Genomic DNA, 15,825 nt, shown 5'->3' on the forward strand with positions numbered 1-15,825 from the left:
GATCAGAAAGGCCGCCATCTTAATGCAAAACGGCGGCCTCAAGGCCGCCGTTTCGATGGGGTGACACGCGTCGACATGGTGGATGTACAAGGCGATATCCACCCTAGGGGCTACGCCGCCTGCGCGACCTCTTTCTCTGCCGGCTTGGGCAGCGACGACAGCAGGGCCATCAGCAGTGCCGCCAGGTAGGGCAGCGACTGCACCAGCAGGGTGGCGACCCAGAACTTCACGTCGGCGTTGCCGATGTCCTGGGCGAAGCTGATGCCGATCGCCGCACCCCACAGCAGAAGCATGACGAACACCTCTTCGCGTGCTTCGGCCAGGGCCACCAGGATGCCGTGGTTGCTGGCCATCTTCGGCGTGCGGAAGAACGGGATGGTCTTGGTGAAGGTGCCGTACAGCACCGCCTTGGCGATGGTGTGCGACAGCGCCAGGCCGGCGATGGCGGCCTGGAAGGAGCGCGCCAGGTCCACGCCCACCGCCTTGCGGTAGAGGAACATGATCTTGCCGAACTTGAAGAAGAACAGCGCCAGTGGCGGGATGGCGAAGATCATCAGCGGCGGGTCGACCCGGTTCGGCACGATGATCATCGCCGCCGACCAGAGCAGGGCGCCGATGGTGAAGAAGATGTTCAGGCCGTCGGCGATCCACGGCAGCCAGCCGGCGATGAAGTGGTAGCGCTGGCCCCGGGTGAGCTGCGAGCCTTCGCCGCGGAACAGCGCGCGGGCATGCCCCTTCATGATCTGGATGGCGCCGTAGGCCCAGCGGAAGCGCTGCTTCTTGTAGTCGATGAAGGTGTCGGGCATCAGGCCGCGACCGAAGCTCTCGTGGGCGTAGGCCGCCGAGTAGCCTTTCTCGAACACGCGCAGGCCCAGCTCGGCGTCTTCGCAGATGGTCCAGTCGGCCCACTTCAGCTCGTCCATCACGCTGCGCCGGATCATGGTCATGGTGCCGTGCTGGATGATCGCGTCGCGGTCGTTGCGGGTGACCATGCCGATGTGGAAGAAGCCCTTGTACTCGGCGTAGCAGAGCTTCTTGAAGGTGCTCTCGTCGCCATCGCGGTAGTCCTGCGGCGACTGCACCACGGCGATCTTCGGATCGGAGAAGTGCGGCACCATGTGCTTGAGCCAGTTGCGGTTCACGCAGTAGTCGGAGTCGATCACCGCGATCACTTCGGCGTCCGGCGCGGTATGCGGCAGGATGTAGTTCAGCGCGCCGCCCTTGAAGCCCTCGAGCGGGGCCACATGGAAGAAGCGGAAGCGCGGACCGAGCTGCTCGCAGTAGGCCTGCACCGGCTCCCAGACCTTCGGGTCCTTGGTGTTGTTGTCGATGATGATGACTTCGTAATCCGGGTAGTCCAGAGCCGCCAGGGCGTCCAGGGTCTGCTTCACCATCTCCGGCGGTTCGTTGTAGCAGGGCACGTGGATCGACACCTTGGGCCGGTAGGCGGTGTCGGTCAGCACCGGCAGGAAGGGCCGGCGACGGGTGCGGGTCCAGGCCGTCTCGGCCAGTTCATGTGCCTCGGTGAGCAGGACGATGAACACGCCCAGGGCGCCGATGCCGAGCAGGCCGCCGACGGTCAGGCTGAACCAGGTACTGTACTGCTGGCTGTAGTCGTAGCCGATCCACACCAGGGCAGAGCCGCCAACGAAGGCGACGAAGGTGAGGAAGGTGCGGCCGCGCTGGCGCAGGGCCGAGCCGTCGATCAGCATCAGCGCCAGGGCCAGCAGGCCCATGACCACCGAGGCGATGGCCAGCAGGCGCCACTGCGGAATGGCGACGACCGGTCCCTCGAAAGCGAACTTGGGCTGGCGGTCGAGGTTGTACACGCCCCAGTAGGCGCCGACCGAGCCTTCCTCGCTGGCCTTCCACGGCTGGTCGAAGGCCTCGATGACGAAATAGTTGTAGCCCTTGGCGTTTAGCGCGTTGACCAGGGTGCGCAGGTAGATGGCCTGCTCGGCCTGATCCGCCTCGGCGCCGCCACGGGTACGGCCGTTGCTCGGCCAGCCGACCTCGGAGAGCAGCAGCGGCTTCTTCGGGAACAGCTTTCGCAGGTCCTTGGCACGCTCGAGGACGAACTCGCCGGAGTCCTCCATGGGCACGAATTCCCAGTAGGGCAGGACGTGGGCGGCGATCAGGTCGACGTGCTTGGCCAGTTCGGGGTTTTCCTGCCAGATGTGCCACTGCTCGGAGGTACTGACCGGCACCTTGACTGCCGAACGCACGCGGTCGATGTAGCCGATCAGCTCCTCGACCTCGACTTCCTGGCGGAACAGCGATTCGTTGCCCACGGTGACCCGTACCACGCTGCGCGATTCGTTGGCCAGTTCGATGGCTTTGGCGATCTCGCGCTCGTTGCGCTCCAGGTCATTGCTGATCCATACGCCGAGGGTCACGCGCAGGCCGAACTCTTCGGCCAGGCGCGGAATGTCGGCCAGCTTGCCGTCCACCGAGTAGGTGCGGATGTTGTCGGTCTGCTGGCTCAGCAGCTCCAGGTCGGCACGTATCTGCTCGTCGCTGGGGTAGACCCCGGTCATCGGGCTCTGCCCGGCGCGGAACGGCGAGAAGGAGAAGCCGGAGATCTGCTCCGGCCAGTCCGGGGCACTGACCGGACGGTTGTAGAGTGCCCAGAGGCCGGTGAACAGGGCGGCGACCGCCACGATGACCACCAGGTTGATTCCGAGTTTGCGCGTTGGCATGGCTGCTTAGAGGTTCCGCAATAAGGAACAGGGTTGCGTCGAGAGGCCAGTGCACCTGGCGGCTGCTCGTCCGAACCGGGAAATGGGCCGGCGAACGCCGGTCGGCGCGCATGCTACTCCGCGGCCGCAAGACTGTATAGCACCGCCGGGCCCCGCCAGGGGCTTGGTCCGCCGGCATGCCGCAGGAGTTCCGCAGACGGTTCTCAAAGGGCACGCAGGAGGATGCGTTCACTGGCCTGGAAATCGATCCCAGGTGGCTCGCCGCGGCTGTCGCGACGCTGCAGTTGGGCGAGGATCTCTGCCACGGCCTCGGCGTCCAGGCCGTGGGCGGACAGGCGCGTGGCCAGGCCCATGCGCTGGAAGAAGCCTGCGGTAGCGCCGATGGCGGCGCTGACGCGTTGCTGCGGGGCGCCGCGGTGCAGGCCCCAGACCTGCCCGGCATAGCGCAGCAGCTGGCGCGGGTGCTGGTCGGCGTACTCGGCAAGCAGGGCCGGCAGCAGAACGGCCAGGCTCTGCCCATGGTCGAGGTGGTAGAGCAGGCTGAGCTGGCGGGCCAGCGGGGCCAGGCCCGCGACCGGTGCGGCGCCGCAGCCGAGCAGGCCGCCATGAGCCTGGCTGGCGCACCACATCAGGTTGGCCTGGCTGGCATAGTCGCTCGGGTTGGCCAGGGCCTTGGGACCTTCCTCGATCAGGGTCAGCAGCAGGCTCTCGGCCTGGCGTTCCTGCAGCGGCGTATCCCCGGCATAGTTCAGGTAGTGCTCCAGGGTATGCACGAAGCTGGTGACGACCGCGTTGCCGATCTGGCGCGGTGGCAGGCTGAAGGCGCTGCAGGGGTCGAGAATGGCGAAGCGTGGCTGCAGGCAGGGGCTGCCATAGCCCAGGCGCACTTGCAGATCGGCATGGCAGAGCACGCCGTGCGGGCTGCACTCCGAACCGCTGCTGGCCAGCGTCGCCACGCAGCCCAGGGGCAGTGCGCGGCGAATCGGCGTGCCGCTGAGCAGGTCGAAGGGTTCGCCGGGGTAGGGCAGTGCGGCGGCGATGAACTTGCTGCCATCGATCACCGCGCCGTCGCCGACGGCGAGGATGAAGTCGCAGTGCTCGCGGCGGGCCTGATCCACCGCCCGCAGCAGGGTGGTGTACTGCGGGTTGGCCTCGATCCCGGCAAAGCGGCTGATGCGGTGGCCGGCCAGGGCCTGCTCGACCTGCTGCCACACGCCGTTCTGCAGGATGCTGCCGCCACCGTGGGTCACCAGCACCCGGCTGTCGGCGGGGATCAACTGGCCGAGGCTGGCGATCTGCCCGGCGCCGAACAGGATGCGCGTCGGGTTGCAGTAGCTGAAATTGCGCATGGGCAGGCTCCATCCGGGCCATCCTTGCACTATAGCGGAGCGGGCGCCGGCCTCTGGCCGTATAATGCTGGCCGGTTTGCGAGGTGTGTGATGGCGACAGAGGATCCGCGTTTCGGCGGTATTGCCCGGTTGTACGGGCGTGAAGGGCTGCAACGTCTGGCGGCGGCCCATGTGGCGGTGGTCGGCATCGGCGGCGTCGGCTCCTGGGCGGCCGAGGCCCTGGCGCGCTCTTGTGTGGGCGAGATCTCGCTGTTCGACCTCGACGACGTGTGCATCACCAACACCAACCGCCAGGTGCATGCCATCGACGGCGCCGTGGGCAAGGCCAAGGTCGACGAGATGGCCGCGCGCATCCGTGCCATCAACCCGGCCTGCAAGGTCCATCCGGTGGCTGATTTCGTCACCCGCGAGACCATGGCCGAGTACATCACCGAACAGCTCGACGCGGTGATCGACTGCATCGACAGCGTGGCCGCCAAGGCAGCGCTGATCGCCTGGTGCAAACGGCGCAAGATCCAGATCGTCACCACCGGCGGCGCCGGTGGCCAGGTCGATCCGACGCAGATCCAGGTCGCCGACCTCAACAAGACCTTCAACGACCCGTTGGCGGCCAAGGTGCGCAGCACCCTGCGCCGCGACTACAACTTCTCCCGCACGCCGGGGCGCAGCTACAGCGTGCCCTGCGTGTTCTCCACCGAGCAGCTGCGCTACCCCAAGCCGGACGGCAGCGTCTGTCAGGCCAAGGGCTTCGTCGGCGAAGGCGTCAAGCTCGACTGCGCCGGCGGTTTCGGCGCGGTGATGATGGTCACCGCCAGTTTCGGCATGGCCGCCGCCGCGCGCACCATCGACAAGCTGGTGGCCGGTGCGCGACGTCCGGCGGAACGTGCCGGCAAGGCCGGTTAGGCATTCATGCGCCCGCGGGCGCTCAGAGAGTTTTCCATGAACAACAACGATGTATTGCGCAGCCTGCGCTACCTGCTGGATATCAGCGACGCCCAGCTGGTCGGGATCTGCCAGCTGGCCGATTACAGCCTGGCGCCCGAGACGGTCGCCGCCCTGCTGAAGAAGGACGACGAGGAAGGCTTCCAGCCTTGCAGCGACGAGGTACTGGCGCACTTCCTGGCCGGCCTGGTGCTGCACAAGCGGGGGCGCGACGAAAGCCGTCCGCCGCTGCCGGTGGAAAAGCGCCTGACCAACAACATCATCCTGAAGAAACTGCGGGTGGCCTTCGAGCTGCGCGACGACGACCTGCACGAGATCCTTCGCGCCGCCGACCTGCCGATGACCAAGGCCGAGCTCAATGCGCTGTTCCGCAGCCCCGAGCACAAGAACTACCGCGCCTGCGGTGACCAGCTGCTGCGCAACTTCCTGCGTGGCCTGACCCAGCGTCAGCGCGGCTGATCGTCTCGGCTAAGCTTGAGGGGCAGACGGCCCCAGATCTGAGGTGCCCATGTCCATTTCGCTCCGCCGCTCGCCGAGGCGCTGGCTGGTACTGGCCAGCCTGATGCTGAGTGGCCTGGTGTCGGCCGCCGAACCGGTGGTACGTATCGGCACCGGCGACTGGGTGCCCTATGTCGACCAGCATCGCGCCGACGGCGGTGCCCTGGCCCGCCTGATCAGCGCGGTGTTCGCTGCCGCCGGTTACCAGGTCGAGTTCTCCTTCTACCCCTGGGACCGCAACGTGCTGATGCTGCAGCAGGGGGAGCTGGATGCCATCATGCCCTACAGCTGCAGCCCGATGCGCCTGAACTATGGCGTGTGCAGCGAGCCGCTGGTGCGCGGCGAGATCGTCCTGTTCCACCGCAAGGACCAGGCGTTCGACTGGCAGCGCATCGAGGACCTGCAGCCCTACCGGATCGCCACCACGCTCGGTTATTCCTACGGGCCTCAGTTCGACCAGGCCTTGCAGGCCGGGCAGCTGCAGGTCGAGCAGAACAGCAAGGAGGACACGGCCTTCCGACTGTTGGCGCTGGGCCGCGTCGACCTGCATCCGCAGGATCGCGCGGTCGGCTACGCCATGCTCCGGCGCCTGTTCTCCGAGCCTGAGCGCAGGGCCATCACCCACCACCCGCGCTACCTCAACACCGAGCCGCTGCGCCTGCTGTTTCGCAAGGATGATCCGCAGGCCGAGGCATTGTTGCGGCACTTCAACGAGTCATTGGCACGTTTCGCCCGGCGCGGTGAGCTCAAGCGCCTGCAGGAGGCTCTGTACCGGGGCGACCCCGATCGCTGGAATCCGCAAGCGCCTTGACCTGCCGGCGCGAGCCGAGCCAGGCACCAAGTAGCAGGCCGGCCGCGCTGGTAACCAGGTCGTAGCCGATGGCCTGCAGATTGGCGGCATGCAGCTCAAGCAGTTCCGCCATGCGCATCCTGGTTGGAGGATCCATCAGAATATGGATCAGGGTCACCAGGGTGGTGGCGCCGAGAATCAGCAGGGTGGCTTGCACGTACTGGCCTGGTAGCCATCTGCCGACGATCAGGCCGGTGAGCGTGGAGGACAGCAGTAGGTTGGCATAGAACGGGGTGATCACTGCCGTGAGCGGCGCCGGCAACCACAGCAACACACCAGAGGTTGCAATGACCAGCGGCAGGCACAGTTGCAAGGTGAGACCGAGGCTGCAGGCCAGCCCCATGCGCAGATAGGACGGCATCACTCTCTCCATGAGTTGGGGGGTGCCGATAATAGCGATGAACTATCGCTCGCTCTCAGTCCTGCGGCGCTTTTGCCAACTCGCGCATGCGCTGCAGCACCGCATTCAGGCCGTTGGCGCGTGAGGGCGAGAGCTGGCGTGCCAGGCCGAGCTGATCGAACCAGACCTGCAGGTCCAGCACGGCCAATTCGTCCGCGTTCAGGCCGTCGATGCGTGCCAGCAGTACGGCCAGCAGGCCGCGGATCAGCCGGGCTTCGCTGGCGGCGCGAAAGTGCCAGGCGTCGCCACGGCGTTCGGCCACCAGCCACACCAGGCTGTCGCAGCCGTCGACCCGGTTGGCTTCGTTGCGCTCGGCTTCAGTCAGCGGCTGCAGACGCTCGCCCCATTGCATCAGCAGGCGTGCGCGCTGTTCCCAGCCGGGGCAGGCGGCGAAGGCGTCGAGTGCTTCGTGGGCGGCAGCTGGCAGGGTCACTGCAGCAGCTCCAGGGCCTTGTCGAGGGCGACGAACAGGCGCGCGAGGTCCTCGCCATCGTTGTACAGGCCCAGCGACACGCGAATCGCGCCGGGCAGGCCAAGGCTTTTCAGCAGCGGCATGGCGCAGTGATGGCCGCTGCGCACGGCGATGCCTTGCTCGGTGAGCAGGTGCGCCAGGTCGGCGCTGTGTACCCCGTCCACGGTGAAGCTGGCCAGGGCCAGCTGCGGCGCCCCGACCAGGCGGATACCTGCGCGTGCGCCCAGGCCGGCGAGCAGCTCGGCGTGCAGCGCGGCTTCGTGCGTCGCCACGGCGGCCTGATCGAGGCCGGCGAGGTAGTCCAGCGTCGCGCCCAGGGCGATGACCGCGGCGATCGCCGGAGTCCCGGCCTCGAAACCCAGCGGCGCCGGGCGGAAGGTCGAGCACTGATAGTCGGCCTGCAGCACCATCTCGCCGCCGAACTGCCAGTGGCGCAGCTGCGCCAGGGCCTCGCTGCGGCCATAGAGCAGGCCGACGCCGTCCGGGCCATAGAGCTTGTGTCCGGAGCAGACATAGAAGTCGCAGCCCAGCGCCTGCACATCCTGGCGACCGTGCACGGCGCCCTGGGCGCCATCCACCACACTCAGGGCGCCCAGGGCGCGGGCCAGGTCGACCAGCCTGGCGACCGGCTGTTGCCGGCCCAGCACGTTGGATAGCTGCGAGATTGCCAGCAGGCGGGTGCGCGGGCCGACCAGGCTGGCGGCCTGTTCCAGGTCGATGTCGCCGCGTTCATCCAGTGGCAGGACGACCAGCCTGAGCCCCTGGCGCAGGGCCAGCTGCTGCCAGGGCAGCAGGTTGGCGTGGTGTTCCAGGGCGCTGATGGCGATCTCGTCACCGGGCTGGAACAGCGGCTCGAGGCCGTAGGCCAGCAGGTTCAGTGACTCCGTGGTGCCGCGGGTGAAGACGATCTCCTCGCGGCTGGCGGCGTTCAGCCAGCGCGCAGCCTTGTCGCGAGTGGCTTCGAAGGCGCGGGTGGCGCGCTCCCCAGGCAGATGCTGGGCGCGGTGCACATTGGCCGCGCCGCCGGTGTAGTAGCCGAGCAGGCTGTCCAGCATGGCCTGCGGCTTCTGCGCGGTGGCGGCGCTGTCCAGGTAGGTCTGGCCCTCGGCGGCGAGGGCCAGGATGCCGGGGAAGTCGGCGCGCCAGGGAGAGGTGATGGGCATGGTCTGCGGCACGGCTGGGAAATGTGCTGAGTATAAATAGACAGGCCGGGCATGGGCCCGGCCTGTCTGCGGTCAGGATGACGGCGAGCCCTCATCCACCAGGGTGGAAAATCGCTGCGCGAGTTTTCCCCCCTACGGCCGTCCCGTCAGTTATGGGCGTGCAGCGCCTCGTTGAGCTCGATCGCGGTCTTGTTGGTCTTGCACTCCACCGCGCCGGTCTGCGAGTTGCGGCGGAACAGCAGGTCCGGCTGGCCGGCCAGGTCGCGGGCCTTGAGCACCTTGACCAGGTTGTTGGCTTCGTCGAGCAGCGCCACCTTGGTGCCGGCGGTGATGTACAGGCCGGATTCCACGGTGTTGCGGTCGCCCAGCGGGATGCCAATGCCGGCGTTGGCGCCGATCAGGCAGCCTTCGCCAACGGAGATCACGATGTTGCCGCCGCCGGAGAGGGTGCCCATGGTCGAGCAGCCGCCGCCCAGGTCCGAGCCCTTGCCGACGAACACACCGGCGGAGACGCGGCCTTCGATCATGCCCGGACCGGCGGTGCCGGCGTTGAAGTTGACGAAGCCTTCGTGCATCACGGTGGTGCCTTCACCGATGTAGGCACCCAGGCGCACGCGGGCGCTGTCGGCGATGCGCACGCCGGCCGGCACCACGTAGTCGGTCATCTTGGGGAACTTGTCCACCGAGAAGACTTCCAGCAGCTCGCCCTTCAGGCGCGCTTCCAGCTGGCGCTCGGCCAGTTCGCCGAGGTCGACGGCGCCCTGGCTGGTCCAGGCCACGTTCGGCAGCAGCGGGAAGATGCCGGCCAGGTTCAGGCCGTGGGGCTTGGCCAGGCGGTGCGACAGCAGGTGCAGCTTGAGGTAGGCCTCGGGGGTGGAGGTCAGCGCGGCATCTTCGGCCAGCAGGGTGACCACCAGCGGCTTGGTGCTCTCGGCCAGGCGGGTGAGCAGGGCGGCCTGGGCGGCATCGATGCTCTTGAGCGCATTGGCCAGCTCGCCGGCCTGGTTGGTGCTGATGGCGATGGCCTGGTTACCGCCGCTGTAGCCCAGCTTGGCGGTGACGGCGGCGACCAGCTCGGCGGCCGGGTTGAGCAGCGGCTGGGCGTAGAAGACTTCCAGCCAGGCGCCCTGGCGGTTCTGGGTGCCGACACCGAAGGCCAGGCTGAACAGGGTAGCGGTCATGATGGATTCCTTATCGCGAATTCAGAAAATAAAGGGTCAGGCCAGCGCGGCGGCGTAGAGGTCCGGCTTGAAGCCGACCAGTGTGCGCTCGCCCAAGTCCAGTACCGGGCGCTTGATCATCGAGGGCTGGGCCAGCATCAGTTCGATGGCCTTGTCCTGGTCCAGATCGGCCTTCTGCGCTTCGTCGAGCTTGCGGAAGGTGGTGCCGGCACGGTTCAGCACGGTTTCCCAGCCATGCTCGGCGCACCATTTGTTCAGGCTGGCGCGGTCGATGGCGGAAGTCTTGTAGTCGTGGAATGCATAGGCGACGCCCTGCTCGTCGAGCCAGGTGCGGGCCTTCTTCATGGTGTCGCAGGCCTTGATGCCGTAGAGGGTGTAAGGCATTGATTTTCCTCGTGCCCTGTTGAGCCGTAGAAAGTGCGGGCGGCGATTATGCCATGCCTGATGCGGCTTGGACTGGCACCGCGCTGTTAATGAAAGTTGCGACGGAAGTGTGGCGCCTGACGAATGACACTTCGTTATGCGATGCAATCGAAAAATCTATCGATGACCTCTCCCTATCCTGCGTGGCGTGCGACGTAGAGAGGTGCACACCATGATCGACCTTGGCCACTGGGATCTGTCGATCCCTGAAGGGGACCCCGTAGTCGTGATCACCAGCCCGCGGCTGGTGGCAGGATACAGCGACCAGTATTTCAAACCGGATGGCAGCTCCATTCGCTTCTGGGCGCCGGTCAGCGGTACCAGTACCAATCTCAGCGATTACCCGCGCACCGAGCTGCGCGAGGCCTATGCCGACGGCACGCCGCGCAACTGGAAGTACACCGAGGGTACGGCCACCCTGAGTGCGCGGATGGAGGTGAATCAGCTGCCGTCGGTAGGCGCGGTGATCATCGGGCAGATCCATGCCAAGGATAATCCCTACCCCTTCCTCAAGCTCAGCTACCGCATGGACCGCGGCGTCGGCTACCTGGATGTGACGCTGCGCCGCAAGCCCAGCGATGCCAGTAGCCCGGTGGTGTTGACCTACAAGAGCATGCCACTGGACACGGCGTTCGACTACAGCTTCAAGGTCTCGCCCAATGGGCGGCTGGATGTCGAGGTCGCCGGCCTGCAGTACAGCACCACCATCAACACGGCCTGGGCGAAGAAGGCCTTCTATTTCAAGGCTGGCAACTACATCCCGGACAACCAGGGGCCGGCCACCGAGGGCGGGCGGGTGACCGTCCACGCCCTGCAGGTCGGTCACCAGGCCAAGTGATCAGCCCTGCAGGAAGTGGCGGATGCGCTGCGCCGCCTCGATGCACTCGGCCAGCGGCGCGACCAGGGCCATGCGGATACGCCCGGCGCCAGGGTTCTCGCCGTTCACTTCGCGTGACAGGTAGGAGCCCGGCACCACGGTGACATGCTCGCGGGCGAACAGCTCGCGGGTGAAGGTGGTGTCGTCGCCCGGGGTCTTCGCCCACAGGTAGAAGCTGCCGTCCGGGCGCTGCACGTTCAGCACCGGCTGCAGAATCTCCAGCACCGCGTCGTACTTGGCGCGGTACTGGTTACGGTTGGCGCGCACGTGTGCCTCGTCCTGCCAGGCGGCAATGCTGGCCAGCTGGGTCTGCACCGGCATGGCGCAGCCGTGATAGGTGCGATAGAGCAGGAAGGCCTTGAGAATGTCGGCGTCGCCGGCGACGAAGCCGGAGCGCAGGCCCGGCAGGTTGGAGCGCTTGGACAGGCTGTGGAACACCACGCAGCGCTTGAAATCACTGCGGCCCAGCTCGGCGCAGGCGCTGAGCAGACCGGGTGGCGGATTCTCTTCATCGAAGTACAGCTCGCTGTAGCACTCGTCGGCGGCGATCACGAAGTCGTGCTTGTCGGCCAGGGCGATCAGCTTCTTCAGCTGCTCCATCGGTACCAGGGCGCCGGTGGGGTTGCCTGGCGAGCAGAGGAAGAGAATCTGGCAGCGCTGCCAGATGTCGGCCGGTACGGCGTCGAAGTCCGGATTGAAGCCGTTGTCTTCCAGGCAGGGCAGGTAGTGCGGCTCGGCGCCGGCGAGCAGGGCTGCGCCTTCATAGATCTGGTAGAACGGATTGGGGCTGACCACCAGGCCCCTAGCTTCGCGGTTGACCACGGTCTGGGTAAAGGCGAACAGCGCCTCGCGAGTGCCGTTGACCGGCAGCACATGGCGGGCGGCATCCAGCCAGCCGGCCGGCACGCCGAAGCGGCGCTCGCACCAGGCGGCGATGGCTTCGCGCAGTGCCGGAATGCCCAGGGTGGTGGGGTATACGGCCAGCTGGTCGAGGTTGTTCGCCAGGGCCTGGGCGACGAAGTCCGGTGACTTGTGCTTGGGCTCGCCGATGGACAGGGCGATCGGTCGCTTGTCGGCGGGCGGCTGGGCGCCGGCGAGCAGGGCGCGCAGTTTCTCGAAGGGGTAGGGCTGCAGCTGGGTCAGGGCGTGGTTCATGGTGTCTCTTCGGGCGCTTGCGGGCCGGACGCGTGGCGCCCGGCCGGGTTCAGATACTGATGGAGCCGAGGCTGGCGTTCTCGCCATTGGCCTGCGACAGCTGCTGGACGATGGCGTCCTGCAGGCGCGCGCACAGCTCGGGGTCGGCCAGTGGCTGGTTGTGGGCGTCGGTGATGAAGAACACGTCCTCCACCCGCTCGCCGAGGGTGGCGATCTTGGCGTTCTGCAGCGACAGGTCGAAGTCGAGGAAGATCTTGCCGATCCGCGCCAGCAGGCCGGGGCGGTCGGGGGCGGTGATCTCCAGCACGGTGACCGGGCGCTGCGCGTCGTTGTGGATGCTCACCAGCGGGGCGAAGGCGAAGTGCTTGAGCTGGCGCGGCACGCGGCGCTGGATGATCGCCGGGTACTCGTCGGGGTTGCGCAGGGCCTCGACCAGGCCTTCGCGGATCTGCTTGATGCGCGCCGGGTTGTCGCCGATACGGCCGCCGTCGGCATCCAGGACGATGTAGGTGTCGAGGGTGAACTGGCTGGTGGAGGTGATCACCCGGGCGTCATGGATGTTCAGGTTGAGCTGGTCCATGGCGGCCACGGTCACGGCGAAGAAGTCGTGCTGGTCCGGGGCGTAGATGAAGATCTGGGTGGCGCCCTCGAACTCGCGCTGGGCGGTTTCCTTGATCAGCACCAGCGGGTCCTTGCCGGCCGGGTGCTGGAGGATCGCCTCGGTGTGCCACGCCACGTCGGCGGCGGTGTGGCGCAGGAAGTAGTCGTCGCCGAGCTGGCTCCACAGCTGCTCGGCGTCGTCCTGGTCGATGCCGCCGCGCACCAGGATGTCGATTGCCGCACTCTGCGTCTGGCGGATCTGCTCCTCGCGGTCCAGCGGGTTCTCCAGGCCGCGGCGCAGGGCGCGCTTGGTCTCGGTATACAGCTGGCGAAGCAGGCTGGCGCGCCAGGAGTTCCACAGGCTGGGGTTGGTGGCATTGATATCGGCCACGGTCAGCACGTAGAGGTAGTCGAGGCGGGTCTGGTCGCCGACCAGTTGGGCGAAGTCGAAGATCACCTGCGGGTCGGAGAGGTCCTTGCGCTGCGCGGTGGTCGACATCACCAGGTGGTTCTGCACCAGCCAGGTGATCAGGCGGCTGTCCCAGGCGGGCAGCTGGTGGCGGGCACAGAAGACCTCGGCATCGACCGCGCCGAGCTCCGAATGGTCGCCGCCGCGGCCCTTGCCGATATCGTGGTAGAGACCGGCGATGTAGATCAGCTCGGGCTTGGGCAGCTTGTCCATGACCTTGCTGGCCAGCGGGAATTTCTCCGCCAGCTCCGGCCATTTCAGCTTGCGCAGGTGCTTGATCAGGTTGAGCGTGTGCGCGTCCACCGTATAGATGTGGAACAGGTCATGCTGCATCTGCCCGACGATATGGCCGAACTCCGGCAGGTAGCGGCCGAGGATGCCGTAGCGGTTCATCCGCCGCAGGTTGCGGTGAATGCCCTGCGGCGACTTGAACAGCTCGATGAACAGGCTGGTGTTGCGGATGTCGCGGCGGAAGTCGTCGTCGATCAGGTGGCGGCTGTCGCGCAACAGGCGAATGGTGTCGGCGCGCACGCCCTTGATCTCGGGGTGCTGGGCCATCAGCACGAAGACTTCGAGGATGGCGAAGGGGGTGCGCTTGAACACGCCCTGGCTGGTCACCTCGATATAGCCGTCGCGCACCTGGAAGCGGCTGTTCAGCGGCTGTGCCGCTCCGCGCTCGCCCTCGCGCAGGAGGACGTCCTCGAAGTGCTGGTTGATCAGCTCGGACAGCTCGGCAACACCCATCACCACCCGGTAGTACTTCTGCATGAAGCGTTCGACGGCCAGGCGGCCGTCGCCGTCCTCGAAGCCGAGCAGGGCGGCGATCTTGCGCTGGTGGTCGAACAGCAGGCGGTCTTCGGCGCGTCCGGCGAGCATGTGCAGGGCATAGCGCACCTTCCACAGGAACTCCTGGCTGGAGGCCAGCATGCCGTACTCGCTGTCGACCAGGAAACCCTGCTGCACCAGGGAGTGCAGGTTGAGACTGCCGAACTGGCGGCGGGCGACCCAGAGGATGGTCTGGATGTCGCGCAGGCCGCCGGGCGAACCCTTGACGTTGGGCTCCAGGTTGTATTCGGTGTCGTTGTACTTGGCGTGGCGCGCCTTGGCTTCCTTGCGCTTGGCCAGGAAGAACTCCTTGCTCGGCCACATGCGGTCGCTGGCGGTGACTTCCTGCATGCGCTGGCGCAGATGCTCGGGGCCGGCGATGGTGCGGCTTTCCATCAGGTTGGTGACCACCGTCAGGTCGGCGCGCGCCTCCTCGGCGCACTCGGCGACCGAGCGCACGCTCTGCCCGACTTCCAGGCCGATGTCCCAGAGCAGGGTGAGGAAGCCCTCGATCGGCGTGCGGAAGACCTCGTGGTCGGCGCTGTCGAGCAGGATCAGCAGGTCGATGTCGGAGTTCGGGTGCAGCTCGCCGCGGCCGTAGCCGCCGACGGCCAGCAGGGCGATGTCGGCGTCCTCGCTCCAGTCGAAGCGTTTCCAGGCTTCCTGGAGAATCTGGTCGACGAACCAGGCGCGGTCCTCGACCAGGCGACGGATGTCGCGGCCCTCGCGAAAGCGCCCGTCGAGCACCTCGCGCGCCTGCTTGATGGCCTTCTTGAAGGCAGCGATGGGACTGGACTTGAGCGCCAGTTCCGCCTGGAACTGGCCGCGGTCAAACAACTCCGGGTCCATCTGCGGCATGCGTGCCTACCTTCTCTATATATGTATGAAACTCAGGCCGAGGTGCGCGGCAGGGTGTCGTCGCTGCGCAGGGTAAGGATCTCGTAGCCGTCGGCAGTGACCAGCACGGTGTGCTCCCACTGGGCGGAGAGCTTGCGGTCCTTGGTGATGGCGGTCCAGCCGTCGCCGAGCAGGCGGGTTTCCGGGCGGCCCTGGTTGATCATCGGCTCGATGGTGAAGGTCATGCCTTCCTTGAGCTCCACGCCGGTGCCGGCGCGACCGTAGTGCAGGACCTGCGGCTCCTCGTGGAATACCGCGCCGATGCCGTGGCCGCAGTACTCGCGTACCACCGAGAAGCCGTTCTTCTCGGCGTGCTTCTGGATCACCTCGCCGATATCGCCCAGGCGTGCGCCCGGCTTGACCAGCTGGATGCCCTTGTACATGCATTCCTGGGTGACCTGGGCCAGGCGCTGCGCCCACTCCGGCACCTTGCCGACCATGAACATCTTGCTGGTGTCGCCGTGGTAACCGTCCTTGATCACGGTGACGTCGATGTTCAGCACGTCGCCGTCTTTCAGTGGCTTGTCGTTGGGGATGCCATGGCAGACCACGTGGTTGATCGAGGTGCAGATCGACTTGGGGAAGCCCGGGCGGCCCGGCGCAGCACCGTAATTGAGCGGGGCAGGGATGGCTTTCTGCACGTTGACGATATAGTCGTGGCAGATGCGGTCGATTTCCTCGGTGGTGACGCCGGGCTTGACGTGCTCGCCGATCATCTCCAGCACTTCGGCGGCCAGGCGGCCGGCTACGCGCATCTTTTCGATTTCGTCGGGAGTCTTGATGGTGACGGTCATGCGGTCTCTCTCGGCGCCGATGGCGCTAGGCATATCAGGGAAGGTGGCGATTCTAACAAAGAAAGCCGGCGGGCGGCGGCGCGCCGCCAAAGTGCCTTTCGGCTAGCCTGTCGCGCCTTTGTGTGGTATAAAACGCGCCGCTTTACGGGCTGAGGGCTCGTGAGGCATTAACCCGCACACGTATCGACACGATTTCCTGGGTGCCCGCAAGGGTTGGAGATTGGGATGCGT

The 15,825-nt window shown here is 66.6% G+C and carries 14 protein-coding genes; 4 read left to right on the plus strand and 10 right to left on the minus strand.

Going from position 1 to position 15,825, the window contains the following annotated elements:
• Positions 1 to 110: 110 nt before the first annotated feature.
• Both PA6_RS12075 and PA6_RS12080 read right to left on the minus strand, forming a co-directional pair.
• Positions 111 to 2,699, minus strand: a complete 2,589-nt coding sequence (locus PA6_RS12075) for a glycosyltransferase (RefSeq protein WP_021701206.1) — start codon at positions 2,697 to 2,699, stop codon at positions 111 to 113.
• 203 nt (positions 2,700 to 2,902) lie between these two features.
• The gene (locus PA6_RS12080) at positions 2,903 to 4,048 is read right to left on the minus strand and encodes an iron-containing alcohol dehydrogenase (protein WP_021701207.1); all 1,146 of its coding nucleotides are present in this window, start codon (positions 4,046 to 4,048) and stop codon (positions 2,903 to 2,905) included.
• Positions 4,049 to 4,138: 90 nt separating this feature from the next.
• On the opposite strand from PA6_RS12080, the gene tcdA reads away from it, so the two are divergent.
• The 3 genes from tcdA to PA6_RS12095 are packed head-to-tail and all read left to right on the plus strand — an operon-like array spanning position 4,139 to position 6,299.
• Positions 4,139 to 4,951 carry a tRNA cyclic N6-threonylcarbamoyladenosine(37) synthase TcdA gene (gene tcdA / locus PA6_RS12085; RefSeq protein ID WP_021701208.1) on the plus strand — a complete coding sequence of 271 codons (813 nt, stop codon included), beginning with the start codon at positions 4,139 to 4,141 and terminating at the stop codon, positions 4,949 to 4,951.
• A 36-nt stretch (positions 4,952 to 4,987) separates the two neighbouring features.
• The gene (locus PA6_RS12090) at positions 4,988 to 5,449 is read left to right on the plus strand and encodes a YehS family protein (protein WP_021701209.1); all 462 of its coding nucleotides are present in this window, start codon (positions 4,988 to 4,990) and stop codon (positions 5,447 to 5,449) included.
• A 49-nt stretch (positions 5,450 to 5,498) separates the two neighbouring features.
• Entirely contained in the window at positions 5,499 to 6,299 is an 801-nt protein-coding gene (locus PA6_RS12095) for a substrate-binding periplasmic protein (protein WP_021701210.1), read from the plus strand.
• Here PA6_RS12095 and PA6_RS12100 read toward each other — a convergent pair.
• The 5 genes from PA6_RS12100 to PA6_RS12120 all read right to left on the minus strand — a co-directional run bounded on the left by PA6_RS12100 (position 6,235) and on the right by PA6_RS12120 (position 9,938).
• Positions 6,235 to 6,699, minus strand: coding sequence for a hypothetical protein (locus PA6_RS12100; RefSeq protein WP_043216611.1), 465 nt, complete (start codon positions 6,697 to 6,699; stop codon positions 6,235 to 6,237). The genes PA6_RS12095 and PA6_RS12100 overlap by 65 nt on opposite strands.
• A 55-nt stretch (positions 6,700 to 6,754) precedes the next feature.
• On the minus strand, positions 6,755 to 7,171 hold the full coding sequence (locus PA6_RS12105; protein WP_021701211.1) for a SufE family protein: 417 nt from the start codon (positions 7,169 to 7,171) through the stop codon (positions 6,755 to 6,757).
• Positions 7,168 to 8,373: an aminotransferase class V-fold PLP-dependent enzyme gene (locus tag PA6_RS12110; RefSeq protein ID WP_043216612.1), complete on the minus strand. Its 1,206-nt coding sequence runs from the start codon at positions 8,371 to 8,373 to the stop codon at positions 7,168 to 7,170. Before PA6_RS12110 ends, PA6_RS12105 begins: the two co-directional genes overlap by 4 nt.
• Before the next feature lie 146 nt (positions 8,374 to 8,519).
• Positions 8,520 to 9,554: a 2,3,4,5-tetrahydropyridine-2,6-dicarboxylate N-succinyltransferase gene (gene dapD / locus PA6_RS12115; RefSeq protein ID WP_021701213.1), complete on the minus strand. Its 1,035-nt coding sequence runs from the start codon at positions 9,552 to 9,554 to the stop codon at positions 8,520 to 8,522.
• A 36-nt stretch (positions 9,555 to 9,590) separates the two neighbouring features.
• Entirely contained in the window at positions 9,591 to 9,938 is a 348-nt protein-coding gene (locus PA6_RS12120; protein WP_021701214.1) for an ArsC family reductase, read from the minus strand.
• A 211-nt stretch (positions 9,939 to 10,149) separates the two neighbouring features.
• Here PA6_RS12120 and PA6_RS12125 point away from each other — a divergent pair, with 211 nt between their 5' ends.
• Positions 10,150 to 10,815: a polysaccharide lyase family 7 protein gene (locus PA6_RS12125; protein ID WP_021701215.1), complete on the plus strand. Its 666-nt coding sequence runs from the start codon at positions 10,150 to 10,152 to the stop codon at positions 10,813 to 10,815.
• On the opposite strand, the gene dapC is transcribed toward PA6_RS12125, so the two are convergent.
• The 3 genes from dapC to map are packed head-to-tail and all read right to left on the minus strand — an operon-like array spanning position 10,816 to position 15,594.
• The gene (dapC, locus tag PA6_RS12130; RefSeq protein WP_021701216.1) at positions 10,816 to 12,009 is read right to left on the minus strand and encodes a succinyldiaminopimelate transaminase; all 1,194 of its coding nucleotides are present in this window, start codon (positions 12,007 to 12,009) and stop codon (positions 10,816 to 10,818) included.
• Between the two features lie 49 nt (positions 12,010 to 12,058).
• Entirely contained in the window at positions 12,059 to 14,761 is a 2,703-nt protein-coding gene (locus tag PA6_RS12135) for a [protein-PII] uridylyltransferase (protein WP_021701217.1), read from the minus strand.
• Positions 14,762 to 14,793: 32 nt separating this feature from the next.
• Positions 14,794 to 15,594 (minus strand): type I methionyl aminopeptidase, encoded by an 801-nt coding sequence (gene map / locus PA6_RS12140; RefSeq protein WP_021701218.1) that lies wholly within the window; start codon positions 15,592 to 15,594, stop codon positions 14,794 to 14,796.
• Positions 15,595 to 15,825: the final 231 nt, after the last annotated feature.

This window comes from Aquipseudomonas alcaligenes NBRC 14159 (assembly GCF_000467105.1).
GTDB classification, from domain to species: Bacteria; Pseudomonadota; Gammaproteobacteria; order Pseudomonadales; family Pseudomonadaceae; genus Aquipseudomonas; species Aquipseudomonas alcaligenes.

Coding starts and splice junctions, on each gene's coding strand:
- PA6_RS12075 (WP_021701206.1), bottom strand. CDS start 2,699: ATGCCAACGCGCAAACTCGGAATCAACCTGGTGGTCATCGTGGCGGTC.
- PA6_RS12080 (WP_021701207.1), bottom strand. CDS start 4,048: ATGCGCAATTTCAGCTACTGCAACCCGACGCGCATCCTGTTCGGCGCC.
- tcdA (WP_021701208.1), top strand. CDS start 4,139: ATGGCGACAGAGGATCCGCGTTTCGGCGGTATTGCCCGGTTGTACGGG.
- PA6_RS12090 (WP_021701209.1), top strand. CDS start 4,988: ATGAACAACAACGATGTATTGCGCAGCCTGCGCTACCTGCTGGATATC.
- PA6_RS12095 (WP_021701210.1), top strand. CDS start 5,499: ATGTCCATTTCGCTCCGCCGCTCGCCGAGGCGCTGGCTGGTACTGGCC.
- PA6_RS12100 (WP_043216611.1), bottom strand. CDS start 6,699: ATGCCGTCCTATCTGCGCATGGGGCTGGCCTGCAGCCTCGGTCTCACC.
- PA6_RS12110 (WP_043216612.1), bottom strand. CDS start 8,373: ATGCCCATCACCTCTCCCTGGCGCGCCGACTTCCCCGGCATCCTGGCC.
- dapD (WP_021701213.1), bottom strand. CDS start 9,554: ATGACCGCTACCCTGTTCAGCCTGGCCTTCGGTGTCGGCACCCAGAAC.
- PA6_RS12120 (WP_021701214.1), bottom strand. CDS start 9,938: ATGCCTTACACCCTCTACGGCATCAAGGCCTGCGACACCATGAAGAAG.
- PA6_RS12125 (WP_021701215.1), top strand. CDS start 10,150: ATGATCGACCTTGGCCACTGGGATCTGTCGATCCCTGAAGGGGACCCC.
- dapC (WP_021701216.1), bottom strand. CDS start 12,009: ATGAACCACGCCCTGACCCAGCTGCAGCCCTACCCCTTCGAGAAACTG.
- PA6_RS12135 (WP_021701217.1), bottom strand. CDS start 14,761: ATGCCGCAGATGGACCCGGAGTTGTTTGACCGCGGCCAGTTCCAGGCG.
- map (WP_021701218.1), bottom strand. CDS start 15,594: ATGACCGTCACCATCAAGACTCCCGACGAAATCGAAAAGATGCGCGTA.